Genomic DNA, 23467 nt, shown 5'->3' with positions numbered 1-23467 from the left:
GCGGCGGGACGGGAACCGATGCGACCCGGTCGAGCGCGCATGGGAGGATGACCGCATGACGTACTCCCTCGTGCTGCTGCGCCACGGCGAAAGCGAATGGAACGCCCTGAACCTGTTCACCGGCTGGGTGGACGTGCATCTGACCGACAAGGGCATCGCCGAGGGCAAGCGTGCCGGGGAACTGCTGGCCGAGCACGGCATCCTGCCGGACGTCGTCTACACCTCGCTGCTGCGCCGGGCCATCTCCACCGCGAACATCGCGCTGGACGCCGCCGACCGGCACTGGATTCCGGTGATCCGCGACTGGCGGCTCAACGAGCGCCACTACGGCGAATTGCAGGGCAAGAACAAGGCGCAGATCCGGGACAAGTACGGCGACGAGCAGTTCATGCTGTGGCGCCGCAGTTACGACACCCCGCCCCCGCCGATCGACCCGGCCAACGAGTACAGCCAGGAGGGCGATCCGCGCTACGCGGGCATCGAGGTCCCGAAGACCGAGTGCCTGCTCGACGTGGTCAACCGGATGGTCCCGTACTGGGAGTCGACCATCTCCAAGGACCTGCTGTCCGGCAAGACCGTGCTGGTCGCCGCGCACGGCAACTCGCTGCGCGCGCTGGTCAAGCACCTCGACCAGATCTCGGACGAGGACATCGCGGGCCTGAACATCCCCACCGGCATCCCGCTGGTCTATCACCTCGACCAGGACCTGCGCCCGGTGCGTCCGCGCGAGTACCTCGACCCGGAGGCGGCCGCCGCGGGCGCGGCCGCTGTCGCGGGCCAGGGCGGGAAGTAAGCTCCGAACGCGAACCCTGACGCGCTGTCACTCCTCAGGGGTGGCAGCGCGTCGTCGTGTCCGGCCGCAAATGGCGAGCGGCCGTGTGTTCCGCGAGGCGCGGGGGGCGACACGCCGGACGGCGGAACGCCGGTCCGCGACCGGCCGGTGAGCCATGATTCCGATGCTGTAAACGGGTCCAGACGGGTGTGGCCAGCGAAGTCTCGCGAAAATCTGCTGCTCGATCGGGATATGTGAACCGATGTTTCGAGGCCCAGTGTATGTTACCCCTAGTTCCTACCCGCGGGTAGGAAAGTAACACTTGGTCGCTTGACCGGCACGAGAGGTGGAACACGTCCGATGAAGTACGCGTTGCGGGTCACAGTGGCGGTCGTCGCCGCCGCGGTGCTCGCCCCCTTTCTCACGAGTGGCGCGGCGGCCGCGCCACTACCGGCCGGTCCCGACGGTGGGGCAGCCGGAGCGGAGTGGACGGCCATCCAGGACGCCACACAGCAGTTCCCGAACATCCACATCCAGTGGGACGTCCCCATCACGATGAGTGACGGCACCGTTCTGAAGGGGAACGTCTACCGCCCCGCGGACGCCTCCGGGCGGCCCATCGACACCCCTACGCCGACGATCGTCAACCTCACGCCGTACACCAAGCTGGTGTCGAACCTGGCCGATCACGCGCAGTCGATTCCCGGCCTGTCCGACGCGCTGATCGAGCTGTTCCGGCAGATCGACATGAGCGGCACCGCACTGTCCGGCGTCACCGACCTGACCAAGGCGTTCGGCGGCGGCGAACTGCGCAACTTCACCGTCGACCGGCAACTGATCAAGAGCGGTTACTCGCAGCTGGTCGTCGACGTGCGCGGCACCGGTTTCTCCCAGGGCATCTGGGACATGCTGCGCGGCCGGGAACAGCAGGACACGCTCGAGGTCATCGATTGGGCGTCCCGGCAGCCGTGGTCCAACGGGCGGATCGGTATGAACGGCATCTCCTATTCGGGGATCAACCAGGTGCAGGCCGCCGAGCAGCGCCCACCCGCCTTGCAGGCGATCTTCCCAGTCGTGCCGGGCAGCGACCTGGTCAACGACGTGCTGGCGCCCGGCGGCGGCTTCGGCTTCAACTTCATCCCGCTGTGGCTGACCGCGATCAACGGCCTCAAGCTGATTCCCGACTTGGCCTCGGTGCTCAACGGGCAGCTGGACACCAAGTGGCTGGCCGACCGCGCCCGAGATCCGTTGACCTTCATGGACGTCCTGCTCAACGTCTACACCACCGCGCGCCTCGAGGATCTCGATCCCCGCGCCAAGGAACTGCTGACCGACGGTTCCCGGCCGAGGGCGGACTGGCTCGGTGATCCGGGCGGGATCCGGACGCCGACCTTCGTCACCGGCGGCTGGCACGACCTGTTCGCCTACTCCGAATCCAAGATCTACAACGAGATTCCGCTGCCGCCCGGCCAGAAGCAATTGCTGATGGGCAACACCTATCACCTCAACTCGGGCAACGAGTACAGCAAGCCGGGCCTGCCGCCGCGGCTGGACGTGCTACAGCGCGCGTGGTTCGACAAGTGGCTCAAGGGCATCGACAACGGCATCGACCGGTACGGTCCGATCACCTTGCGTCAGCAGGGCGGCGGCTGGATCACCACCGACTCCTTCGCAGCGCCGACCGATGCGGCGGATGGGCAGCAGGCGATGCACCGCAGGATGTACCTGTCCGCCGCGCCGAGCGGCACCGCGGGCAGCCTCTACGACGGTTCGCTCGACTCGCAGGGTAGCGGCGAGCCCGCGCGCCTGACTGTCGCGCCCGGCTTGACCAGTCTGTGCTCCAACGACGCCGCCCAAGGCACCGCGGGCGTGCTGTCGGTCATCGACGGCTGCGCGAAGGACTCCCGAGTGCAGGAGCTGAACGGGCTCACCTTCACCAGCGCCCCGGTCGCCGAGCCGACCTCGATCTCGGGGCGGATCGCGGTGCGGCTCAATACGGTGCAGGACGCCGCCGACGGGTACTGGGTGGTCACCGTGAACGACGTCGCGCCGGACGGGCAGTCGAGCGTGTTGTCCTCGGGGCAGATCATGGCGTCGCTGCGGGCGATCGACGAGGCCAACAGCAGCAAGTCGGCCAACGGCGACTACACCGACCCGCGACCGTTCACCTCGCTGGAGCAGCGGCAGCCGACGGTCCCGGGCGAGGTGACCACGCTGGACATCGCGTTGCCCGCCACCGAGGCGCTCTTGCGGCCGGGCCACCGCCTGCGCGTCGACGTGTACGCGGGCAACTTCCCCAAGGGCCTGCCCATCCTGCCGATGCTGATCGATACCGGTCTGCGGCCACAGCATCTGGAGCTGGATCCCGCCCGTCCGAGCTTCGTCAACATCCCGGTCCGCGGGAATCCGGGCTGGTAGAGCTGGGGCGCGGTCCGAGCGTGCACCCGTCGCGCATCATGGTCGACGCCGCGGGGTATGGGCGAGGGTGCACGCTCTGATCGGCGGCTGCGAAGTGCGTCGAAAAAATTTCGGCGCGTGTGTCGATCTTCGTGACTCCCCGTTCGACCTATGGGTGAGAGGGTCCAGAGAGGGACCCGAACAACCAGGGAGACAACCATGAAGTACATGCTCATCATGCGCGCCACCGACGAGGCCTTCGCGGAAATGGCGAACATCGACTTCGACCAGATGCTCGAAACGATGGGTAAGTACAACGACGAGCTGATCCGGGCGGGCGTGCTGGTCGCGGCGGAGGGATTGGAGGACGCCGCCGAGGGCGTGGTGGTCGATTACTCCTCCGAGACCCCCGTCGTCACCGACGGCCCCTACGGCGAGACCAAAGAGCTGTTCGGCGGGTTCTACATCCTCAATGTGGCGTCGAAGGAAGAAGCGATCGAGTGGGCCAAGCGGATGCCGGTGACCGGCCCCGGGTTCAAGACCGAGATCCGCCGGGTCCCGACGATCGATGAGTTTCCGCAGGACAACGAGTGGGTCCAGAAGGAGCGGGCGTGGCGCGAGGCCACCGGTCAGCTCTGAACGGATCGAGGGGCGATGGCCGACCACACCGGCCGTGAAGCCGTAGCCGCGGTCTGGCGGATCGAGTCCGCACGGATCGTCGGTGCGCTCGCGCGCTACACCGGCGACTTCGCGCTGGCCGAGGACTTGGCGCAGGAGGCGCTGGCCGAGGCGCTCGTGACGTGGCCGCGGGAGGGCGTGCCGCGCAATCCGGCGGGGTGGTTGCTCACCGTCGGACGCCGTCGCGCGATCGATGCTTTCCGTCGGCGCTCCGCCCTCGACGAGAGATACGCCGCCCTCGCCCGAGACCTGGGCGAGGGCGGCGCCGTCTCGGGAGGCGCGCCGGCCGATCCGGCCCGGGACGCCGAGGACCTGCTGTGGGACCCGGACCGGATCGATGACGATCTGCTCGCGTCGATGTTCATCTCCTGCCATCCCGTGCTGTCGCGGGAGGCGAGAGTGGCGCTCACCTTGCGGGTGATCGGCGGTCTCACCAGCGACGAGATAGCCAAGGCGTTCCTCGTTCCGGCCGCTACCGTGCAGGCTCGGATCACGCGGGCGAAGAAGACCCTCGCCGCGGCCCGGGTGCCGTTCGAGGTGCCACCGGCCGAGGAACGGACCAAGCGCCTCGGTTCGGTGCTCAGTGTGGTCTACCTGATCTTCACCGAAGGGTCGTCGGCCAGCTCCGGGGCGGATCTGATCCGGCTCGACCTCGCCAGCGGTGCACTGCGCCTGGCGCGGGTGCTGACCAGGCTCGTGCCGGACGAGCCCGAGGCACACGGCCTGCTGGCGCTGCTCGAATTGACCGCGGCGCGCTTTCCCGCCCGCACCGGGCCCGACGGCGAGCCGGTGCTCCTGGAGCACCAGAACCGCCGCCGTTGGGACCTCGCCGCGATCCGCCGGGGACAAGCCGCCCTGGCCCGCGCCGAGCGGGTCGGCCGGGGCCTCGGCGCCTACGGGTTGCAGGCGGCGATCGCCGAGTGCCATGCCGTCGCCCCGTCGGTCGAGGCGACGAACTGGGAGCGCGTCGTGCTGATCTACGAGGCGCTCGGCCGGCTCGCGCCGTCACCGGTGGTCGACCTCAACCGTGCGGTGGCGGTCTCCATGGCGCAGGGACCGGCCGCGGCGCTGCCGATCGTGGATGAGCTGGCGGCCGCCGGGGCGCTGTCGAATTCGCACCTGCTGCCGAGCGTTCGAGGGGAGCTGCTGATCCGGCTCGGGCGCACGCAGCAGGCCCGCGGCGAACTGGAGCGCGCCATCGGCATGTGCGGCAACCAGCGCGAACGGCAGGTGCTGGAGCGTAAACTCGCCGCGCTCGACCTGGCCTGACGCCTTGGTGGTCAGTCGGCGACGGCGAACGCGGCCTCCAGGGGCGGGAACATCGCGCGGGCATCGTGTCCGGCGAACCAGAGACCGACGGTGAACACCGACAGGGCCTCCAGGTAGCGGGCCCGGTGCAGCCCGCCCGCCGGGATCGGTTGCAGCCCGAGGGCTTCGGCCAGCGCCGCGACCGCCCGCACCGCGGCTTCGTCGTCCCCGCACAGCGGCACCGCCAAGCGGCGGCCGTCGAAGATCCGCCCGTTCGCCTCCCACACCTCGGCGGCACACAGATTGAACGCCTTCACCACGTTCGCCTCGGGCGCCTGCGCCGCGATCCGTTCCGCCACAGCGTCCTCCGCGAGCACGAACGCGGTGACTCCCTGCGGCGCCGAAGCGTCCGGCGCGAAGGCGTTCGTGCAGTCGACGATCGTGCGACCGCCCAGCAGTTTCCCGACGGCACGCAGCACCTGCGACAACGCCGGGACCGGCAGCGCGAGCACCACGACATCGCCGAAACCGGCCGCGTCCGCGATCGTTCCGGCCCGCGCGCCGATCACGGCGGCCAGTTCCCCTGCGGCGTCGGCGGATCGGGCGCCGACGAGCACCTCGTGGCCCGCCGCGCTCCAGCCGCCGCCGAGTGCCCGCGCCATCGTGCCCGCGCCGATGATTCCGATTCGCATTCCAACTCCTGACTCGAAAAGTGTTCGCTCACGACGCTAGGAATCCCGAAGGGCACTCCCGGGTGCGCAACGGCGCTGGCAAGCTGGAACCGTGAGCACGGCACCGATCGAACCGGTCTCGGCCGAGCGGGTGGATTACGCGCCATACGGCGACTTCGAATCCGACTGCCCCGCTCGGATGGGTGTGGACATCTTCGGCAACTCCTGGTTGCCGGTGATCGTGTACATGCTGCGCGAGGGGCCCATGCGTCCCGGCGAGCTGCGTACGGCCATCGGCGGGATCAGCCAGAAGATGCTGACGCAGACGCTGCGCCGGATGGAGCGGATGACGCTGGTGCGCCGTCGTCGCTACGCCGAGGCTCCGCCCCGGGTCGAATACGAGCTGACCGCCGCGGGCGCGGACCTTTTGCTCCCGATCTACGCCCTCGGCGAGTGGGTGGACAAACACGGCCGCGCGGTGAACGAGGCGCTCGCCGGAGCCGACGAAGCAGACTGACCGGCCGGTGAATACGCCGCGAGTACGCCATGTCGAACAGTGCGTAAACTCGCGGCTAACGAGGCCGGAAGTGCCCGTGACCTGCGCGAAACTTCGCGTACCCGGCGTTGGCCCACCGGTCGGCGACCGTACGATTCAAGTGTGAGTGTTCCCCAGGCCGTGCTGCTGGCAGTCTTGGCGGCTGTCGTCGGTCTGGCAGTCGGCGGGCTACTTATCCCGTATGTGAATGCCAGGCAGGCCGCACGCAGGCAGGCCGAGTCCGGTCTCACCATGTCCCAGGTTCTCGATTTGATCGTGCTCGCCTCCGAGAGCGGCATCGCGGTGGTGGACGAGTACCGCGACGTAGTGCTGGTCAATCCGCGTGCGGAGGAACTCGGGCTGGTCCGCAATCGCCTGCTCGACGAGCGCGCCTGGGCGGCGGTGGAGAAGGTGCTGGCCACCGGCGAATCGTCGGAGTTCGACCTCACCGCGAAGAATCCGGTCCCCGGCCGCGGACGTATCGCGGTGCGCGGCGTGGCCAGGCAACTGTCGCGCGAAGAGACCACCTTCACCGTCCTGTTCGCCGACGACGATTCCGAACAGGCCCGGATGGAGGCCACCCGCCGCGACTTCGTCGCGAACGTCAGCCACGAGCTCAAGACTCCGGTCGGCGCAATGAGTTTGCTCGCCGAAGCTCTCCTGGAATCCGCCGACGACCCGGAGGCCGTGCGACACTTCGGTCAGCGCGTGCTCGGTGAATCGCGCCGCCTGGGCAAGATGGTCACCGAGCTCATCGCGCTCTCCCGTCTGCAGGGCGCGGAGAAATTGCCCGAGCTCGAGGTGGTGGACGTGGACACCGTGGTGATGCAGGCGGTCGATCGTTCCCGCACCGCCGCCGAAGCCGCCGGGATCACGGTGAGCACCGACCGCCCGAGCGGGCTCGAGGTGCTCGGCGACGAAACCCTGCTGGTCACGGCCCTGTCGAACCTGGTCGAGAACGCGATCGCCTACTCGCCGGCCGGTTCGCACGTGTCGGTGAGCCGCTCGCTGCGCGGCGACCACGTGGCGATGGCGGTGACCGACCGCGGCATCGGCATCGCCAAGGAAGACCAGGAGCGGGTGTTCGAGCGATTCTTCCGGTCCGACAAGGCGCGTTCGCGCTCGACGGGCGGCACCGGACTCGGCCTGGCTATCGTCAAACACGTGGCCGCCAACCACAACGGGGAGATCACCCTGTGGAGCAAGTTGGGCACCGGATCGACGTTCACCTTGCGCATACCCGCCCACCACGAAGCAGGCGCCGACGACGACCACGACGGCGCCGTGGTGGGCATGAAAGAAACAAGCCCGCGTCCCACCGGACCGGGCCGACCGAATGGTGTGGAGGCACGCAGATGACGAGTGTTCTGATCGTCGAGGATGAGGAGTCGCTGGCCGATCCGCTCGCGTTCCTGCTGCGCAAGGAGGGTTTCGAGGTCACCGTGGTCGGTGACGGGCCGTCCGCGCTCGCCGAGTTCGACCGGTCCGGTGCGGACATCGTCCTGCTCGACCTCATGCTGCCCGGCATGAGCGGCACGGATGTGTGCAAGCAGTTGCGGACCCGCAGCGGCGTCCCGGTGATCATGGTCACCGCGCGCGACAGCGAGATCGACAAGGTGGTCGGCCTGGAACTGGGCGCCGACGACTACGTCACCAAGCCGTATTCCGCTCGCGAGCTCATCGCGCGCATCCGCGCCGTGCTGCGTCGCGGCGCGGGCGACGAGCTGGACGGCTCCAACGAGAGCGGCGTGCTGGAAGCCGGTCCGGTCCGGATGGACGTCGACCGGCACACCGTGATGGTGAACGGCAAGCCGGTCACGCTGCCGCTCAAGGAGTTCGACCTGCTCGAATACCTGCTGCGCAATTCCGGGCGGGTGCTCACCCGCGGGCAGCTGATCGACCGGGTGTGGGGCGCCGATTACGTCGGCGACACCAAGACCCTGGACGTGCACGTCAAGCGGCTGCGCTCGAAGATCGAGGCGGACCCGGCCAAGCCGGAACACCTGGTCACCGTGCGCGGGCTGGGCTACAAACTGGAGGCATGACCGCCGCGCCCGGCGCGGAGGACACGAACGGCCGAGAGCACTGCGGTGCTCTCGGCCGTTTTGTCGGCGTACGTCAGGGGAAGTAGATCCAGGTGGTGCCGAGCGGGGTCTCGGTCTTCTGCAGGGTGATCCAGCCCAGATCGTCTTCCTGCATGCAGTCGTAAAGGTCCGCGGTGTTGGTGCCACGGCAGGCGATGGTGTGCGAGGTGCCGTACGGGCTCGCGATCAGGAGCTTGCCTGCGGCCTTGGCGTTGACCGCGGCCGGATCGGTGGCCGCGACGAATTCCGTGGTGAAGTCGTAGAACTTGTGCGGGTCGCCGTTCGGCTCGGCGTGGGCTACTCCGGTCAGCGAGAGAGCAGCGCCCAGTGCGATGGTCGCCGCCGCGAGAACTTTCTTGGACATAACGGCACATCAAACCCGATCCGGGTGAAGCTCGCATGGCGAGCGGGTGAACCCCCGCCCGACCGGGTGACGAGCGGCGACCGGACTGGGCGCTCGACCAGCAAACGCTCAGGCGACCGGATCCGCGGAATCCCGCATCCGGTCGGCGTGCACGGTCGCCGGGTGGACGGCGATCAGGCCGAGGCCCTCGCGGCGTTTGCAGTGCCGGGCCAGCTCCGCGTAGGCGGGCGCGCCGAGCAGTTCGGTCAGCTCGGGGCCGTAGGACTGCCAGACCGGCTTGCTGCCGACGTGGGCGTCCGGGGAACCGGAGCAGTACCAGTCCAGATCGGCCCCGCCCGGCCCCCAGCCGCGGCGGTCGTATTCGGTGATCACGGTGCGCAGGATCTGCACGCCGTCGGGCCGGTCCACCCAGTCCTGGGTGCGGCGGATCGGCAGCTGCCAGCACACATCCGGCTTCACCTCCAGCGGCTCGATGCCACGCCGCAGGGCCATCGTGTGCAGGGCGCAGCCGACGCCGCCCGCGAAACCGGGACGGTTGAGGAAGATGCACGCCCCCTCGAACCGGCGCGTGCGCAGGGCAGGCTCGTCGTCCAGCTCATCGAGCTCCAGATAGCCGCTCTTGGTGATCTTGCCCTGCTCGTTGACGGCCTCGCCGCGCAGCTGCCAATCCTGCGGTGTGAGCATTTTCACAGCGCGGCCCAGGCGTTTGCGGTCGTCGTCGTCGGAGAGGAACGCGCCGTGCGAGCAGCAGCCGTCATCCGGCCGGTCGGACAGGATCCCCTGACAGGCAGGCGTGCCGAACACGCACGTCCATCGGGACAGTAGCCAGGTCAGATCCGCGACGATCAAATGCTCGTCGTTTGCCGGATCGACGAACTCGATCCACTCGCGGGGGAAGTCGGGATCCACTTCCGGGGCCGGGTCGATCTTCGCCGCTGGTCGGGGCCGGGTCGGGCTGCTCGGGGATGCGCCTACCGTCACGAAATAGGACGCTAACAGTTCAGTCGCCTGGGCTGAAGTGCCGCATCACCCAGTACCGTGTTCATGTGCGGCTTGGGGTACTCGATGTCGGAAGCAATACCGTTCACCTGCTCGTGGTGGACGCGCATCGTGGCGGTCACCCCTTGCCGATGAGCTCGACGAAAGCCACCTTGCGCTTGGCGGAGAACATCGATGAGGCGGGTTGCATCACCGAGGCGGGCGCGCGGAAGCTGATCGATACCGTGACCGAGTTCGCCAGCATCGCCGAGACGTCCAAGTGCGTCGAGCTGATGCCGTTCGCCACCTCGGCCCTGCGCGAGGCGGCCAACTCCGAAGAGGTCCTCGGCCGCGTGCGCGCGGCGACCGGCGTCGACCTGCGGGTGCTGACCGGCGTGGACGAGGCGCGACTGACCTTCCTCGCGGTGCGCCGCTGGTACGGCTGGAGCGCCGGGCGCATTCTCAATCTGGACATCGGCGGCGGATCGCTGGAAATGACCAACGGCGGCGACGAGGAGCCCGACGTCGCGCTGTCCTTGCAGCTGGGCGCGGGCCGGTTGACCAGGGAGTGGCTGCGCGAGGACCCGCCGGGCAAGCGCCGGGTGGCCGTGCTGCGCGACTGGCTCGACGCCGAGCTGGTGGTTCCGGCGAAGAAGCTGCTCGAACCGGGCAAGCCCGATCTGGCCGTCGGCACATCCAAGACATTCCGATCCCTGGCCCGGCTGACCGGAGCGGCGCCCTCGGGGGCCGGTCCGCGGGTGCGCCGTACACTCACGGGCTCGGGCCTGCGCCAACTGATTGCGTTCATCTCGCGGATGACGGCGTCGGACCGTGCAGAATTGGAAGGCGTAAGTTCCGATCGGTCACAGCAATTGGTGGCCGGCGCATTGGTCGCGGAGGCGAGTATGCGGGCACTTTCGCTGGAATCCTTGGAGATTTGTCCATGGGCGCTGCGCGAAGGGCTGATCCTGCGCAAACTGGATACCGATATGAATGGTGGACCCGAAGCAACGTACTCAGCGGGCGCGGCGACCGGCGACGGTAGGCCCGCGCCCGGCGGTGGCGCGCCGCTGCCTGGCTCGATCGGGACGGTGTCGTCATGAGTGAGGACTCCAAACAGCTGTCGGTGGCGGAACTGCTGGCGCGTAACGGCCAGCAGAGCGGCTCCTCCGGTGGCGGCAGGCGCCGCCGCGGTGGCCGGGGCATCTCCGTCGCCGAGCTGACCGGTGACCTGCCGGTCATCCGGGAGGGCGGTGGCCATTCCGCGCACGCCGCGCCCGATTCCGACGGACAGGAGCAGGCCTACGCGCCGCCCTCGTTCGATCCTCCGGCCCCGGAGCCGGTTTCCTACGCGCCGGAGCCGCAGCCCGACCCGTCGTCGTATTCGCCCATGTCGGGCCCGATCTCGATGTACGACCCGCTGGCCGGTTACGCGCAGCCCGACCCGCCGCGGGCCGATCCGCCGCCGGGGCGATCCAGCCGCGTCATGCCCGGCCGCGAGATGCCTTCCTCGCGGCACGGCACCTACGATCCGCTCTCGCCGGATACCCCGGTGTCGGACCTGTTTTCGGCCGCGTCCGGCCCGTATGTGCCGGACCCGCTGGGTGGCGGCGTCGCGGAGACGCCCCCGCGTTCGGGGCGCAGGCGCAGGCGCGAGGAGCCCGACGAGGAGGCCACCGAGGTACGGTCCTGGCACGAAGTCCAGCCCGAGCCGTTCGGCCGGGACGCGCTGTCCGATCGCCGGGTCGCCGAACCGGGCCGCAACGGCCACGCGGAACCCGACGAGCCCGCCTTCGGCCACTCGCCGCTTCCCGAGCGCAACGGCGCCCGAGGCGGTCGCGCGGCCAGGCGCAGGGCGGCGGAGGCCGCGGAAGCGGCCGAGGATCTCGGTCCGTCCACCGCGGCCTGGTCCCCGTCCACCGGCGGTTTCGCTCCGGAGTCGGCGCCGCTTCCACTCCCGCCGCCGCCCGATCCGAGACCGAAACCCGGCAGGCCCGTTCCACCCGAGCCCCAGCCGGACGCGCAGCGAGGACCAGCCCGGCGCAACGGCACGGGCGAGAACGGCCTGCCCGCCTGGTCGGCCCGGCGGCACAAGACGCAGGCCGATCCGGCGCCGGAATCCGGCGGCATCCCCACCTCCGCGTGGTCGCTGGCCAGCCAGGACCAGCAGTTGCTCTCCGGCCAGACGGTCGCGGGCGACCTGCTGCGCGACGGCGTCGACCGCGCCGAGCGCGGGGCAGCGCAGCGCAGGCGCGGTGGGCGGGCCGCCGCCGACGTCGCCGACCTGGACGGCGTCACCGACGTCTACGAGCCGATCGCGCTGGACGAGGACGACGATGACGACATCGATGACGAGCCGCGCGCCGCGACCAGGGCCACCGCGTCGCGCCGGTCGCGGGCGGCCAAGAAGGCGGAGGACGACGCCAACCGGCGCCAGTGGATGATCCTCGGCGGTCAGAGCACCGGCGCCGCCGTCGCGGGCATGTTGCTGTTCAAGGGCTTCGAGCGCATGTGGGAGATGCTCCCCTGGGTGGCGCTGGCGCTGGCGATGATAGTGATTCTGGGCTTGGTGGCCCTTGTGCGGATTCTGCGCAGGACCGACGACATCCTCAGCACTGTGATCGCCGTCGTCGTGGGCATCTTCGTCACGCTGGGGCCACTAGCCTTTCTTCTCAGTACGAACTGAGTAGGGAGCGGCTGTGGGGAACATCGGGCAGGCGAACGAGACCGGAGTGCGGCACACGCCGGAGGCGGAGTCGCGCACGGGCGCGGGCTTGCCGGGAGACCGGGAGAGCGCGCCCGATCCGAAACCCATCAAGGTCGGCCTCTCGACGGCCTCGGTGTATCCGCAGAACACGGAGGCGGCGTTCCGCTATGCCGCCGAGCTCGGCTACGACGGCGTCGAATTGATGGTCTGGGCCGAGCCGGCCAGTCAGAGCATCGCCACCGTGCAGGCATACTCGCGCCGGTACGACGTCCCGGTGCTCGCCGTGCACGCGCCGTGTCTGCTGATCTCGCAGCGGGTGTGGGGCTCGGACCCGGTGGCCAAACTGGCGCGCAGTGTGCGCACCGCCGAGGCGTTCGGCGCGAGCACGGTGGTGGTGCATCCGCCGTTCCGCTGGCAGCGCCGCTACGCGGCGGGGTTCGCCGAGCAGGTGGCTGAGCTGGAAGAGAACAGCCCCGTGATCGTCGCGGTGGAGAACATGTTCCCGATGCGTGCGGACACGCTGTTCGGCCGGCGCGAAGGCGCGGTGAAGCGGCTGGAGCGCCGGGGCGGTCCCGGTCCGGCGCTCACGGCGTTCAGCCCGTCCTACGACCCGACCGAGACGGGCTTCCGCCACTACACCCTCGACCTGTCGCACACCGCGACCGCGGGCGCCGATCCGCTGGCTCTGGCTGCCCGCATGGGCCCTGGCCTGGCCCATCTGCACCTTGCCGACGGACGGGGCGCCGCGCACGACGAACATCTCGTTCCCGGCGAGGGCACCCAGCCCTGCGTGGAAGTGTGCGCGAACCTGCTGGATACCGGCTTCTCCGGCCAGGCCGTCGCCGAGGTCAATACGCAGAACGCGCGCACCACCAAGGACCGGGCCGCCATGCTGCACCGCACGCTGGCCTTCGCCCGCAGGCATCTGACCGTCGCTGCCGCGCCCACGCCCAGCGGCGCGCACCGCGGGGCGTCCGAGCCGCCGATGTGACGCTGGTCGCTCCTCCGCTACGGCGAGATGCGATTGTCCGAGCGGTGCGTTGTACGCTGTACGAACGCCGCTCGGCAGCCGCGTGCGACACCGCCGCGAACGCTGCCATCGGAGGCGGCCGACGAAGGACAGGAGTGAGGATGACGACGGAGCTGACCGACCTCGGCCGGGCCGCCACGACCGACGCACCGTTCAGCCAGGTCTGCGCGCTGACCGAAGCACGCTCCTCGACCCAGGGAATCGGCCGCTATCTCGGCGTCATCGACGACATCTGGACCATCGGCCCGAAGGTGCACGGCGGGACGATGGTCGCGGCCAGCGCGGCGGCGGCGACCAATTGGCTGCGCGCGTCCGATCCCGCCCTGGTCGGCCTGGCCCCGATCGCCGCGAGCTCCGATTTCCTCGGCGCCCCCAACCCCGGGGAGGTCGAATACGAGGTGCGGGTCCGCAAGATCGGCCGCCAGATCTGCCTGGCCGACGCCGACCTCGTCCAGGACGGCCGCGTCCTGGTGCGCACGGCGCTGACCTTCAGCCGCCTCGACGACGCCGACCCGATCTACGCGCCGGAGCACGCCGACATGCCCGCCCAGCCGCCCGCCGACGCGATCGGCTACGAGCCCGGCTCCGCGATGGGCGACATCGTGCACGTGGGCCGAGGCGCCGAGATCTATCTCGACCGCGAGTGGGCCCGTTTCCTCGAGGGCGCGAAGGGGGAACCGCGCCTGCGGCTGTGGATGCGGCCGCGCCCGGGTGACGAGCAGGATCCCGACGTCGCGATGTACTTCGCCATGATGAGCGCCGACATGAGTCCGCCGGTGCCGATGAACCTCGGCCACTTCGGCTGGGCCCCCACCGTGCAGATGACCACCTACCTGCGCCGCAGGCCCGCGCCGGGCTGGCTGCGGATCATCGCCACCACCCACGAGGTGGGCGGGCGGATGTTCGACGAGGACCAGCTGGTGCTCGACTCGACCGGCGCGGTCGTCGCGCAGAGTCGTCAGTTGGCGCTCGTTCCCCAGCGCTGAGCGTCGGCGCGCGCCGTCTAGCCTTGAGCCCCATGACGAGAATTGCGGTGATCGGTGGCGGGCGCATCGGGGAGGCGTTGGTCGCCGGGTTGCTGGAGTCGGGGCGGCTGACCAAGGATCTGGTCGTCGTGGAGACCCACCGGGAACGGGCCCATCAGATCGCCGATCGCTTCGGCATCCGGGTCACCGACGACGTGGCGGATGCCGCGGTCGGCGCCGACCTGCTGGTGATCGCGGTGAAACCGGGCGACGTGGACGCCGTGCTGGCACCGCTGGGTAAGGCGGAGATCGGCAGCGATCGCGATCAGGTGCTGGTCTCGCTGGCGGCCGGTGTGCCGACCGCGCGGCTGGAGGGCAAGTTGCCCGCCGGATTCCCGGTGGTCCGGGTGATGCCGAATACGCCCATGCTGGTGGGGCAGGGGATGAGCGTCATCGCGCCGGGCCGCTACGCGCGCCAGCAGCATCTGGAACTGGTGACCGAAGTGCTCGGCGCGGTCGGCAAGGTGGTCGCCGTGGCGGAGAGCCAGATGGACGCCGTCACCGCGGTGTCCGGCTCCGGTCCCGCCTACTTCTTCCTGGTCGTCGAGGCCATGGTGGACGCGGGCGTCGGGCTCGGGCTCACCAGGGACGTAGCCACCCGGCTCGTCGTGCAGACCATGGTCGGCTCGGCCGCCCTGCTGGACGGTTCCAGCCAGACCCCCGCGGAACTGCGCGCTGCGGTCACCTCGCCCGCGGGCACCACCGCGGCCGCGATCCGCGAGCTGGAGCGCGGAGGACTACGCTCGGCGTTCTGGGAGGGCCTTTTCGCAGCGAAGCAAAGGTCCGCCGAACAGGGCGCGTCAGCGGAGTGACCGGTCTGTTTCAAATCGGAAAACCCGATTTCTCACTCCCGTCGCAGTAACACCACTGGTCCCGCTAAGCTTCAAGGAGCACGTGCGTGTCTGTTCCGCCGGTGGGGAAGCCGGTGGCGCGGACGTGCCGGAGGTCAATGGTGCAATGATGTCTTCGAACAAGATGTCTGCGAATTCCGGAGCGTCCGGCGGCTCCGGTCCCGCAGCTGATCGGGGGAATTCCCGGGTACAGCGTGAGGCCGCGACGCAGGGGCAACCTGTGTTCGGCGGCGGCACCCAGTTTCTCACCGTCGCCGAAGTGGCGAGTTTGATGCGGGTGTCCAAGATGACGGTCTACCGGCTCGTGCACTCGGGCGAGCTGCCCGCGGTGCGCGTCGGCCGATCGTTCCGGGTACACGCCAAGGCGGTGCACGACTATCTGGAAACGTCTTATTTCGACGCTGGATGAGGCGGTTTCGAGACCGCAGGGTCGTGCCGGTACGATAGTCCATCGGTTCGTGTTCGCCCGCCGGTGGCATCGCTGTTGGTTGCCCCGTGGTATCCGGCGGCGCGAGCACGGGACGTGAGGCCAGCCGAGCGACCCCGGCCGGTCGGCCGGGGTACCGGCCGACGGGCGTCCGGCAATCGCGCACGGGCAGCGTGCGCGCCGAGTAGAGAGAACGCGAGGACAACCCTATGGGTTCTGTGATCAAGAAGCGCCGCAAGCGCATGTCGAAGAAGAAGCACCGCAAGCTGCTTCGCCGCACGCGTGTTCAGCGGCGCAAACTCGGCAAGTAAGGCATAGCTGCGTGTTAGCCGCGGAGGCCCGTCACCAATAGGTGACGGGCCTTTTGTTCGAAACTTGAATCTTCGAAAATCTTCATTTGTATCGCGTGACTGAAGTCATCGTTAGATCCTGGTTAATACTCTCGGTGGGCGGGTAGGCACCCGCTACGCTGGGCACTGGGAATAATCACAAAGGCGGCTGGCAAGGGAAAGCGGGTGCCGGTGGGTTCTGAGGGTCGGGAAGGTCACACACCGAGGGTCGTGCTGGTCACCGGAGCCAGCCGCTTCTTCGGTGGCACGGTCGTCGCCCGGCTCGCTCAGGAGCCCGGGATCGAGCGCATCCTCGCCGTCGACACGATGACGCCGGGGCGAGAGTTACAGCGGCGCATGGGCCGCGCGGAGTTCGTGCGAGCGGATATCCGAAACCCGTTGATCCGTAAGGTGATCGATGGTGGCGAGGTGGACACCGTGGTGCACACCGCCGTGCTGGCGCGTCCACCCGCGGGTGGCGGCCGCCCCGTGATGAAGGATCACAACGTCCTCGGCGCGATGCAGCTGTTCGCGGTGTGCCAGAAGGTGGCTTCGGTGCGCCGGGTCGTGCTGCGCTCCTCCTCGGCGGTGTACGGTTGCAGTGCGAAGGACCCCGCGAAATTCAGTGAGGAAATGAGCGCGCGCACACCACCGCGCGGTGGCTTTGCGCGCGACATGATCGATATAGAGGGTTACGTTCGTAGCCTCGCCCGGCGACGTCCCGATATCGCCACCTCAATTCTGCGATTCGCGCCGATCGTGGGCCCCCGGCTGGCCGCGCGCGGCGTGCAATATCTGCGTTCGCCGGTAACCCCTACCGTATTCGGCCGGGACGCCAGGATGCAGCTGCTGCACGAGGAGGACGCGGTGGCCGCCCTGACGCACGCGGCACGAACCGCGGCGAGCGGCACGTACAACATCGCGGGTGACGGCGCGCTGTCGTTGTCGCAGGCGGTCCGGCGCGCAGGCCGGATCGAGCTGCCGGTTCCCTTCACGGTGTTCCGCACCGCGGGGCGCCTGCTCATGGGCCCCGTCATGCGGGAGTTCTCCGCCGAACAGCTCGACTATTTCCACTTCGGATGTGGCCTGGACACCACGCGCATGCGGACCGAGCTCGGGTTCGAGCCGCGCTGGACGACGGTGCAGGCGTTCGACGACTTCATAGGGGGCGCAGCGTTGCGGCCCGTGGTCGATCCAGCGTGGATCGACGCCGCAGAACACAAACTGCTCGGCCTGCTCGGGGCCGATACGGGAGCACACCAATGAACGACGTAGCGAAAGTCATCCAACTCCACGATCTGCAGATCGAGGCGCGCCAGCGGCCGATGCCACGCCGCCTGGCCGTCCCGAGTCCGGTGACCTCGCTGACGGAACGGCGCGCGGCGGTAGCGCCCGCCCCGCCGCAGTCGCTGTCGGGAATGCTGCGCGGCGCGCTGGGCAAGCAGATCACCAAGACCGCCGATTTCGCGCGCCGCCGGCTCACCGGCGACTACCAGGTCGACGAATTCGGTTTCGACGAGCACCTGCTCGAGTCGGTCATCCTGCCCGCGCTGCGTCCGCTGTCGGAGCTGTGGTTCCGGGCGGAGGTCAGTGGGATGGAAAACATCCCCGAAGCGGGCGGCGCGCTGATCGTCGCCAACCACGCGGGCACCGTGCCGCTGGACGGGCTGATGCTGCAGCTGGCCGTGCACGACCGGCACCCCGAACAGCGCGCGCTGCGCTTGCTCGCCGCCGATCTGATCTTCGAGACGCCGGTGCTCGGCGTGCTCGCGCGTCGCGCGGGCCACACGCTGGCCTGCCGGGAGGACGCCGAACGGCTGCTGCGCTCCGGCGAGCTGACCGGGGTGTTCCCGGAAGGATTCAAGGGCGTCGGCAAGCAGTACACCGATCGCTACAAGCTGCAGCGCTTCGGTCGCGGCGGTTTCGTCGCCGCCGCGGTGCGCACCGGCGCGCCGATCATCCCGTGCTCCATCGTCGGCTCCGAGGAGATCTACCCGAAGCTGGCCGACCTGAAGCCGCTGGCCCGGCTGCTCGGCCTCCCGTACTTCCCGGTGACGCCGCTGTTCCCGCACCTGGGCGTGCTCGGCGCGGTACCGCTGCCGTCCAAGTGGTACATCGAGTTCGGCACCCCGATCCCCACCACACCCTACGAGCCTGAGGCCGCCGACGATCCGATGACCATGTTCGAGATCACGGATCAGGTGCGCGAGACGATCCAGCAGACGCTCTACAAGCTGCTCACCAAGCGCCGCAACGTCTTCACCGGGTGAGCGGTGTTTTTGGCCGCGAACGGGCGCACGCTCGGTTGCTGGGGCCGTCCGGTCAGTGGCCGTCGCGGCGGCGAGTGACTGCGGCTGCGACCGCGCCGCCTGCCGCGCCCAGGGCCAGAGCGGTGGGTACGCCGATCTTGGCGGCTTTGCGGCCGGTTCGGAAGTCGCGGATTTCCCAGCCGCGATTCTTGGCGACTTCGCGTAGGTCCGAGTCCGGGTTGATCGCCACGGCGGTGCCGACCAGCGAGAGCATCGGCACATCGTTGTGGCTGTCGGAGTACGCGGTGCACCGCTTGAGGTTCAGGCCCTCACGGATCGCCAGCGTGCGCACGGCGTGCGCTTTGCCGAGTCCGTGCAGGATGTCGCCGACCAGCCGCCCGGTGAACGTGCCGTCCACGCTCTCGGCCACGGTGCCCAGCGCGCCGGTGAGGCCGAGGCGCTTCGCGATCACCTGGGCCAACTCCACCGGGGTGGCGGTTACCAGCCACACCTGCTGGCCCGCGTCCAGATGCATCTGCGCGAGCGCGCGGGTGCCTGGCCAGATCTTGTCGGCGATGATCTCGTCGTAGATCTCCTCGCCCAGCGCGGCCAGCTCGGCGGTCGAGCGCCCGGCGATGAAGGCCAGCGCCTTCTCCTTGCCGCTGGCCATATCGGTGCTGCTCTCCTTGCCGGTGACCCGGAATTTCACCTGTTTCCAGGCGACGTCCACCAGGTCGGAGGTCTTGAAGTATTTGCGCGCCGCCAGACCGCGGGCGAAATGCACGATCGACGCGCCCTGCACCATCGTGTTGTCGACGTCGAAGAACGCGGCGGCGGTCAAGTCGCGCGGCGCTTCCGGGCCAGGGGGCGCCACCTCGCCCGCGGCGAGTTCCGCGTCGTGCAGAGTCAGCGCGGCGTCCGCGCTCGCCTCACCGGCGAGATTGGCCCGTAATTCCTCTTCACTCGGGCCGAAGGGGCTGCGCGAGATACGGGCGAGCTGGTCTTGCAGACCTTGGCCCATCTGGCTCAGATTCCATCGCGCCGGAAACTCACCGAATCGTCCCGCGATGAATCCGGCCCTCGCCACCTTCGATCGTTCCGGCACCAGTACCTCCGCCCGTCGCGCGAACCATGTCAACAGTAGCCGGATCGGGTGACAGTCACGGCAGAAGGCGGCGCGCGACACATTCGCGTGGCGCGGACCGAGGCGGTGTGATCTCCGCGGTCCGGATTAAATATCCGTCATGACCAATCCCACACATTCGGTGACATTGCTGACTCGCGCGGGCTGCGGACTGTGTGCGACGGCACTGGAACGCCTGCGCGTGATCTGCGCCGAATTCGGTATCGAACCGGGGACCGTCGACGTCGACGAAGCCGCCGCCACCGACCCTGGCCTGCGCGCCGAGTACGGCGACCGGCTTCCCGTCGTCCTGCTCGACGGCCGCGAACACAGCTATTTCGATGTCGACGAGACCCGATTGCGGGTGGACCTGACGCGCTGAGGTACGGCGTTTTCCGTCCGATTCGGCCGCTGTGCTGGTCGTAGCGGAAAATGAGGCCAATTTCACCGACTTTGTGCAGGGCTTCACAAGCAGTTACGGTGGTGGCACGCGACCCGCATGCCGAGGCTGCGGAGCCGCCCCGAAATCCGAAACTTCGACACCATGGCACCGGACCGCCCGCGGGTCAGAGGGGTCGAACGACGAACCGGTGCCCGAGGCCCGGAACGAGGAGCCGACGACGTGACAGAGCAGCATGAGGCGCCAGGCGGCGTCTCCGGCAGGGCTCTGCAGAAGGACATCCCGCAGGCCACCGTCGCGCGGCTGGCTACCTACCTTCGGGTTCTCGCCATGTTGGCCGACGACGGTGTTGCCATCGTATCTAGTGAGGAACTGGCTGTCGCGGCGGGTGTCAATTCGGCCAAATTGCGCAAGGACCTTTCCTTCCTCGGCCCCAATGGCGTTCGCGGCGTCGGCTATGACGTGGCCAAGCTCCGCTCCCGTATCGAAGACGTGCTCGGCCTGTCGCAAGGGCACCGCGTCGTGCTGGTCGGCGCGGGGAATCTGGGCCGGGCCCTGGTCGGCTACGGCGGGTTCCGGCGGCGCGGCTTCACCGTGGTCGGCATGTTCGACAGCCACCCCGAGGTGATCGGCATGCCGGTCGCCGGTCTGGTGGTGCGCGACGTCGCCGAGCTGGCGGACGCGGTCGCCGAGCTGGAGCCGACCATCGCGGTCATCACCGTTCCCGACGACGCGGCCCAGGACGTCTGCGACCGGCTCGTCGCGTCCGGGCTCCAGTCGATCCTGAGCTTCGCCCCCTGTGAGCTGGTCGCACCGGCGACGGTCGAGGTCCGTCGCGTCGACCTGGCCGTGGAGATGCAGATGCTGTCGTTCGAGCGGGTGCGCAACGCGGAGCAGGCCCCGCTGCCGGAAGTCGCGCACGCAGGCTCGGGTCGCATCGCGCACCGGCTGCCGACGCCGCACGCCGCGCCCGCGCATCCGGCACTCCAGCACTCGACAACCCCGCATACGGCAACGGAGCCAAGCAGCAAGGGATCGGTGGTCACACCATGAGCGTTCTCCTCGTCGGCATCTCGCACCGCAGCGCGCCGGTACCGGTGCTGGAGAAGGTGGCCGTCACCGACGCCGACCGGCCCAAGCTGATCGACCGTCTGCTCGCCTCCAGTCACGTGTCCGAGGCGATGATCGTCTCCACGTGCAACCGGGTGGAGGTCTACGCGGTGGTGGACGCCTTCCACGGCGGTCTCGCCGAAATCGGTGACCTGCTCACCAAGCACTCCGGGCTGCCGATGCCCGACCTGACCAAGCACGCCTACGTCCGCTACTCCGAGGCCGCCGCCGAGCACCTGTTCGCGGTGGCCAGCGGACTGGACTCGATGGTGATCGGCGAGCAGCAGGTGCTCAGCCAGATTCGCGGCGCCTACGCCTCCGCCGACGCGCAGCAGGCGGTCGGGCGGACCTTGCACGAACTGGCGCAGCACGCGCTGCGGGTCGGCAAGCGGGTGCACGCCGAAACCGGCATCGACCGCGCGGGCGCGTCGGTGGTGTCGGTCGCGCTGGATCGTGCGCAGCACGTGCTCGGCCCGCTGGCCGGCCGTACCGCCGCGGTGGTCGGAGCGGGCGCGATGGGCGGTCTCGCCGTCGCGCATCTGTCGCGCGCCGGGATCGGCCGGATCATCGTGGTGAACCGCACCATCGGGCGGGCGCGCAGACTCGCGGAGACCGCGCGGACGCACGGCGTCGAGGCCGAGGCCATGGAGCTGTCGCGCCTGACCGAGGCGATGTCCGCCTCCGACGTGGTGGTCACCTGTACCGGCGCGGTCGGCGCGGTCGTGACGCTGGCCGACACCCACCGCGCACTCACCGAGCGCGAGCGGGGTGAGGAGTTCGCCACTGTGGAGCGGCCGCTGGCGTTCTGTGATCTCGGCTTGCCGCGCGATGTCGAGCACGCCGTGGCCGGGCTGCCGGGCGTCACGCTCATCGACATCGAGACGTTGCAGCGGGATCCGGCGGCGGGCGCCGCCGCCGACGACACCGCGGCCGCCCGGACGATCGTGGCCGACGAACTCGCCAAATATCTTGCCGGACAGCGGATGGCCGAGGTCACCCCGACGGTGGCCGCGCTGCGCCAGCGGGCCGCGGAGGTGGTGGAGGCCGAGCTGCTCCGGCTGGATTCGCGGCTGCCCGGCTTGGCCGACCCGGATCGCGACGAGGTGGCGCGCACCGTGCGCCGGGTGGTCGACAAGTTGCTGCACGCGCCGACGGTGCGGGTCAAGCAGCTCGCGTCGACGCCGGGCGGCGACAGCTACGCCGAGGCGCTGCGCGAATTGTTCGAACTGAAGCCCGGTGCGGCCCAAGCGGTCGCCGCGCCGATGGAGATCACCGCGCTCACGGGCGATCGCGCCGAGATCACATTGGCCGACGGAGAGATCGCGCTGGCGGACGACTTCACCGCAGGCCATCGCGGCGAGGAACAGGGGCAGACGGCATGACCATGTTGCACCAAGAAGGCAACGCGACCGCGGACGGCACCCGTACGCCGTGGCGGATCGGCACCCGGGGGAGCCTGCTCGCGCTCACCCAGGCGGGCACGGTGCGCGACGCGTTGATCGCGGCCGGGCAGCCTGCCGAGCTGGTCGTGATCAAGACCGCCGGTGACCTCTCGTCGGACCCGGTGCAGACGATCGGCGTCGGCGTGTTCACCTCCGCGCTACGCGACGAGCTCGCTGCGGGCGCGATCGACATCGCCGTGCACTCCTACAAAGATCTGCCCACCGCGCAGGACCCGCGCTTCACCATCGCCGCCATCCCGCCCAGGGAGGACCCGCGCGACGCGCTGGTGGCGCGCGACGGGCTGGTGCTCGGCGAACTGCCCGCGGGCTCGAAGGTCGGCACCTCGGCGCCGCGCCGCGCGGCCCAGCTGCGGGCGCTCGGGCTCGGCTTGGACGTCGTCCCGCTGCGCGGCAATCTGGACACCCGGCTGCGCAAGGTCAGCGAGGGCGAACTGGACGCCGTCGTGGTGGCCAGAGCCGGCTTGGCCCGCATCGACCGCTTGGACGCGGTCACCGAGTCGCTGGAGCCGGTGCAGATGCTCTCGGCACCCGCCCAGGGCGCTCTCGCGGTGGAATGCCGCAGCGACCACACCGCGCTGGTGCAGATCCTGTCCGGCCTGGACGACGCGGCCACCCGGTCGTCGGTCATCGCCGAACGGTCGCTGCTGGCCGAACTGGAAGCGGGCTGCACCGCGCCGATCGGTGCGCTCGCCGAAGTGGTCGAATCACTCGACGACGAAGGGCGGATCGTGGACGAGCTGTCGCTGCGCGCGTGCGCGGCGGCGGTCGACGGATCCGACGTGCTGCGGGCGTCGGTGGTCGGCGCCCCGGCCGACGCCGCGGAGCTCGGCCGCGCGCTTGCCCGCGAGTTGCTCGATATGGGTGCGCGCGAGCTGCTCGCCGCCGAACCGGACGACGGTTCCCCCACCCGGGCGGTGAGTTCGCCCGCCACAGACTTGCCCAACCCCAGCCCAATGGAGAACAGCCGATGAGCGGAAGCACAGGCACCGTGCCCTCGGGCATGCCGGAGCCGAGCGCAAGCGAGGT

24 protein-coding genes are annotated in these 23467 nt (G+C 69.4%); 20 read left to right on the top strand and 4 right to left on the bottom strand.

The genetic code is table 11. From position 1 onward, the window contains the following. Positions 1 to 55: 55 nt before the first annotated feature. From LTT66_RS08900 to LTT66_RS08885, 4 genes are all read left to right on the top strand, one after another. Entirely contained in the window at positions 56 to 793 is a 738-nt protein-coding gene (locus LTT66_RS08900; protein WP_181721518.1) for a phosphoglyceromutase, read from the top strand. A 339-nt stretch (positions 794 to 1132) separates the two neighbouring features. Beyond that, a complete protein-coding gene (locus tag LTT66_RS08895) occupies positions 1133 to 3190 on the top strand; it encodes a CocE/NonD family hydrolase (RefSeq protein ID WP_233065800.1) in 2058 nt (685 codons plus the stop codon). Positions 3191 to 3388: 198 nt separating this feature from the next. Then, positions 3389 to 3808 (top strand): YciI family protein, encoded by a 420-nt coding sequence (locus LTT66_RS08890; protein ID WP_233065798.1) that lies wholly within the window; start codon positions 3389 to 3391, stop codon positions 3806 to 3808. Between the two features lie 15 nt (positions 3809 to 3823). After that, positions 3824 to 5116 carry an RNA polymerase sigma factor gene (locus LTT66_RS08885; protein WP_233065796.1) on the top strand — a complete coding sequence of 431 codons (1293 nt, stop codon included), beginning with the start codon at positions 3824 to 3826 and terminating at the stop codon, positions 5114 to 5116. A gap of 11 nt (positions 5117 to 5127) precedes the next feature. On the opposite strand, the gene LTT66_RS08880 is transcribed toward LTT66_RS08885, so the two are convergent. Continuing rightward, a complete protein-coding gene (locus tag LTT66_RS08880) occupies positions 5128 to 5787 on the bottom strand; it encodes an NADPH-dependent F420 reductase (RefSeq protein WP_233065794.1) in 660 nt (219 codons plus the stop codon). A 91-nt stretch (positions 5788 to 5878) separates the two neighbouring features. Here LTT66_RS08880 and LTT66_RS08875 point away from each other — a divergent pair, with 91 nt between their 5' ends. The 3 genes from LTT66_RS08875 (at position 5879) to LTT66_RS08865 (ending at position 8346) form a co-directional block, all read left to right on the top strand. Further along, complete coding sequence (locus tag LTT66_RS08875) at positions 5879 to 6283, top strand: winged helix-turn-helix transcriptional regulator (protein WP_227954488.1); 405 nt, start codon at positions 5879 to 5881, stop codon at positions 6281 to 6283. A gap of 141 nt (positions 6284 to 6424) precedes the next feature. Continuing rightward, on the top strand, positions 6425 to 7660 hold the full coding sequence (locus tag LTT66_RS08870) for a sensor histidine kinase (RefSeq protein ID WP_181721514.1): 1236 nt from the start codon (positions 6425 to 6427) through the stop codon (positions 7658 to 7660). Beyond that, positions 7657 to 8346, top strand: coding sequence for a response regulator transcription factor (locus LTT66_RS08865; protein WP_174183472.1), 690 nt, complete (start codon positions 7657 to 7659; stop codon positions 8344 to 8346). The genes LTT66_RS08870 and LTT66_RS08865 overlap by 4 nt, the downstream gene beginning before the upstream one ends. A 73-nt stretch (positions 8347 to 8419) precedes the next feature. On the opposite strand, the gene LTT66_RS08860 is transcribed toward LTT66_RS08865, so the two are convergent. Together LTT66_RS08860 and LTT66_RS08855 are read right to left on the bottom strand one after the other, a co-directional pair. Further along, the gene (locus LTT66_RS08860) at positions 8420 to 8749 is read right to left on the bottom strand and encodes a hypothetical protein (RefSeq protein WP_181721513.1); all 330 of its coding nucleotides are present in this window, start codon (positions 8747 to 8749) and stop codon (positions 8420 to 8422) included. A gap of 108 nt (positions 8750 to 8857) precedes the next feature. After that, complete coding sequence (locus tag LTT66_RS08855; RefSeq protein ID WP_233065792.1) at positions 8858 to 9730, bottom strand: hypothetical protein; 873 nt, start codon at positions 9728 to 9730, stop codon at positions 8858 to 8860. 65 nt (positions 9731 to 9795) lie between these two features. Between LTT66_RS08855 and LTT66_RS08850 the strand changes: the two genes are divergently transcribed. From LTT66_RS08850 to LTT66_RS08810, 9 genes are all read left to right on the top strand, one after another. Continuing rightward, positions 9796 to 10830 carry a Ppx/GppA phosphatase family protein gene (locus LTT66_RS08850; protein ID WP_195097090.1) on the top strand — a complete coding sequence of 345 codons (1035 nt, stop codon included), beginning with the start codon at positions 9796 to 9798 and terminating at the stop codon, positions 10828 to 10830. Further along, positions 10827 to 12413, top strand: coding sequence for an ABC transporter permease (locus tag LTT66_RS08845; protein ID WP_233065790.1), 1587 nt, complete (start codon positions 10827 to 10829; stop codon positions 12411 to 12413). Before LTT66_RS08850 ends, LTT66_RS08845 begins: the two co-directional genes overlap by 4 nt. An 88-nt stretch (positions 12414 to 12501) precedes the next feature. Next, positions 12502 to 13425: a sugar phosphate isomerase/epimerase family protein gene (locus tag LTT66_RS08840; RefSeq protein WP_233069078.1), complete on the top strand. Its 924-nt coding sequence runs from the start codon at positions 12502 to 12504 to the stop codon at positions 13423 to 13425. A gap of 140 nt (positions 13426 to 13565) precedes the next feature. Continuing rightward, the gene (locus LTT66_RS08835; protein ID WP_233065789.1) at positions 13566 to 14450 is read left to right on the top strand and encodes a thioesterase family protein; all 885 of its coding nucleotides are present in this window, start codon (positions 13566 to 13568) and stop codon (positions 14448 to 14450) included. A 32-nt stretch (positions 14451 to 14482) separates the two neighbouring features. Next, entirely contained in the window at positions 14483 to 15301 is an 819-nt protein-coding gene (gene proC, locus LTT66_RS08830; RefSeq protein ID WP_181721509.1) for a pyrroline-5-carboxylate reductase, read from the top strand. Positions 15302 to 15560: 259 nt separating this feature from the next. Next, complete coding sequence (locus LTT66_RS08825) at positions 15561 to 15749, top strand: helix-turn-helix domain-containing protein (RefSeq protein WP_408638829.1); 189 nt, start codon at positions 15561 to 15563, stop codon at positions 15747 to 15749. Between the two features lie 227 nt (positions 15750 to 15976). After that, positions 15977 to 16078, top strand: a complete 102-nt coding sequence (locus LTT66_RS08820; RefSeq protein ID WP_003402602.1) for a 30S ribosomal protein bS22 — start codon at positions 15977 to 15979, stop codon at positions 16076 to 16078. Positions 16079 to 16288: 210 nt separating this feature from the next. Beyond that, positions 16289 to 17362: an NAD-dependent epimerase/dehydratase family protein gene (locus tag LTT66_RS08815; protein ID WP_324193202.1), complete on the top strand. Its 1074-nt coding sequence runs from the start codon at positions 16289 to 16291 to the stop codon at positions 17360 to 17362. Further along, on the top strand, positions 17359 to 18366 hold the full coding sequence (locus LTT66_RS08810) for a lysophospholipid acyltransferase family protein (protein WP_195066447.1): 1008 nt from the start codon (positions 17359 to 17361) through the stop codon (positions 18364 to 18366). The genes LTT66_RS08815 and LTT66_RS08810 overlap by 4 nt, the downstream gene beginning before the upstream one ends. A 52-nt stretch (positions 18367 to 18418) precedes the next feature. Here LTT66_RS08810 and LTT66_RS08805 read toward each other — a convergent pair whose 3' ends face one another. Then, entirely contained in the window at positions 18419 to 19366 is a 948-nt protein-coding gene (locus LTT66_RS08805; protein ID WP_228825870.1) for an HAD family hydrolase, read from the bottom strand. 223 nt (positions 19367 to 19589) lie between these two features. Here LTT66_RS08805 and LTT66_RS08800 point away from each other — a divergent pair, with 223 nt between their 5' ends. From LTT66_RS08800 to hemC, 4 genes are all read left to right on the top strand, one after another. Further along, the gene (locus LTT66_RS08800; RefSeq protein WP_043699048.1) at positions 19590 to 19850 is read left to right on the top strand and encodes a glutaredoxin family protein; all 261 of its coding nucleotides are present in this window, start codon (positions 19590 to 19592) and stop codon (positions 19848 to 19850) included. Between the two features lie 240 nt (positions 19851 to 20090). Beyond that, positions 20091 to 20921 carry a redox-sensing transcriptional repressor Rex gene (locus LTT66_RS08795; RefSeq protein ID WP_233065784.1) on the top strand — a complete coding sequence of 277 codons (831 nt, stop codon included), beginning with the start codon at positions 20091 to 20093 and terminating at the stop codon, positions 20919 to 20921. Further along, the gene (locus LTT66_RS08790; protein ID WP_233065782.1) at positions 20918 to 22360 is read left to right on the top strand and encodes a glutamyl-tRNA reductase; all 1443 of its coding nucleotides are present in this window, start codon (positions 20918 to 20920) and stop codon (positions 22358 to 22360) included. Before LTT66_RS08795 ends, LTT66_RS08790 begins: the two co-directional genes overlap by 4 nt. Next, positions 22357 to 23412 carry a hydroxymethylbilane synthase gene (hemC, locus tag LTT66_RS08785; RefSeq protein ID WP_233065780.1) on the top strand — a complete coding sequence of 352 codons (1056 nt, stop codon included), beginning with the start codon at positions 22357 to 22359 and terminating at the stop codon, positions 23410 to 23412. The genes LTT66_RS08790 and hemC overlap by 4 nt, the downstream gene beginning before the upstream one ends. Positions 23413 to 23467: the final 55 nt, after the last annotated feature.

Origin of the sequence: Nocardia gipuzkoensis (assembly GCF_021183645.1) — a bacterium.
Classification (GTDB): domain Bacteria; phylum Actinomycetota; class Actinomycetes; order Mycobacteriales; family Mycobacteriaceae; genus Nocardia; species Nocardia abscessus.
Note: the sequence above shows the minus strand (reverse complement) of the source record. Positions and strands in the feature narration are given on the sequence as shown.

Excerpts from the sequence above, each read along its gene's own strand:
- LTT66_RS08805 (WP_228825870.1), bottom strand. The coding sequence starts at position 19,366 with ATGGGCCAAGGTCTGCAAGACCAGCTCGCCCGTATCTCGCGCAGCCCC.
- LTT66_RS08835 (WP_233065789.1), top strand. The coding sequence starts at position 13,566 with ATGACGACGGAGCTGACCGACCTCGGCCGGGCCGCCACGACCGACGCA.
- LTT66_RS08845 (WP_233065790.1), top strand. The coding sequence starts at position 10,827 with ATGAGTGAGGACTCCAAACAGCTGTCGGTGGCGGAACTGCTGGCGCGT.
- LTT66_RS08895 (WP_233065800.1), top strand. The coding sequence starts at position 1,133 with ATGAAGTACGCGTTGCGGGTCACAGTGGCGGTCGTCGCCGCCGCGGTG.
- LTT66_RS08810 (WP_195066447.1), top strand. The coding sequence starts at position 17,359 with ATGAACGACGTAGCGAAAGTCATCCAACTCCACGATCTGCAGATCGAG.
- LTT66_RS08885 (WP_233065796.1), top strand. The coding sequence starts at position 3,824 with ATGGCCGACCACACCGGCCGTGAAGCCGTAGCCGCGGTCTGGCGGATC.
- LTT66_RS08860 (WP_181721513.1), bottom strand. The coding sequence starts at position 8,749 with ATGTCCAAGAAAGTTCTCGCGGCGGCGACCATCGCACTGGGCGCTGCT.
- LTT66_RS08800 (WP_043699048.1), top strand. The coding sequence starts at position 19,590 with ATGACCAATCCCACACATTCGGTGACATTGCTGACTCGCGCGGGCTGC.
- hemC (WP_233065780.1), top strand. The coding sequence starts at position 22,357 with ATGACCATGTTGCACCAAGAAGGCAACGCGACCGCGGACGGCACCCGT.
- LTT66_RS08880 (WP_233065794.1), bottom strand. The coding sequence starts at position 5,787 with ATGCGAATCGGAATCATCGGCGCGGGCACGATGGCGCGGGCACTCGGC.
- LTT66_RS08865 (WP_174183472.1), top strand. The coding sequence starts at position 7,657 with ATGACGAGTGTTCTGATCGTCGAGGATGAGGAGTCGCTGGCCGATCCG.
- LTT66_RS08790 (WP_233065782.1), top strand. The coding sequence starts at position 20,918 with ATGAGCGTTCTCCTCGTCGGCATCTCGCACCGCAGCGCGCCGGTACCG.
- proC (WP_181721509.1), top strand. The coding sequence starts at position 14,483 with ATGACGAGAATTGCGGTGATCGGTGGCGGGCGCATCGGGGAGGCGTTG.
- LTT66_RS08900 (WP_181721518.1), top strand. The coding sequence starts at position 56 with ATGACGTACTCCCTCGTGCTGCTGCGCCACGGCGAAAGCGAATGGAAC.
- LTT66_RS08890 (WP_233065798.1), top strand. The coding sequence starts at position 3,389 with ATGAAGTACATGCTCATCATGCGCGCCACCGACGAGGCCTTCGCGGAA.
- LTT66_RS08820 (WP_003402602.1), top strand. The coding sequence starts at position 15,977 with ATGGGTTCTGTGATCAAGAAGCGCCGCAAGCGCATGTCGAAGAAGAAG.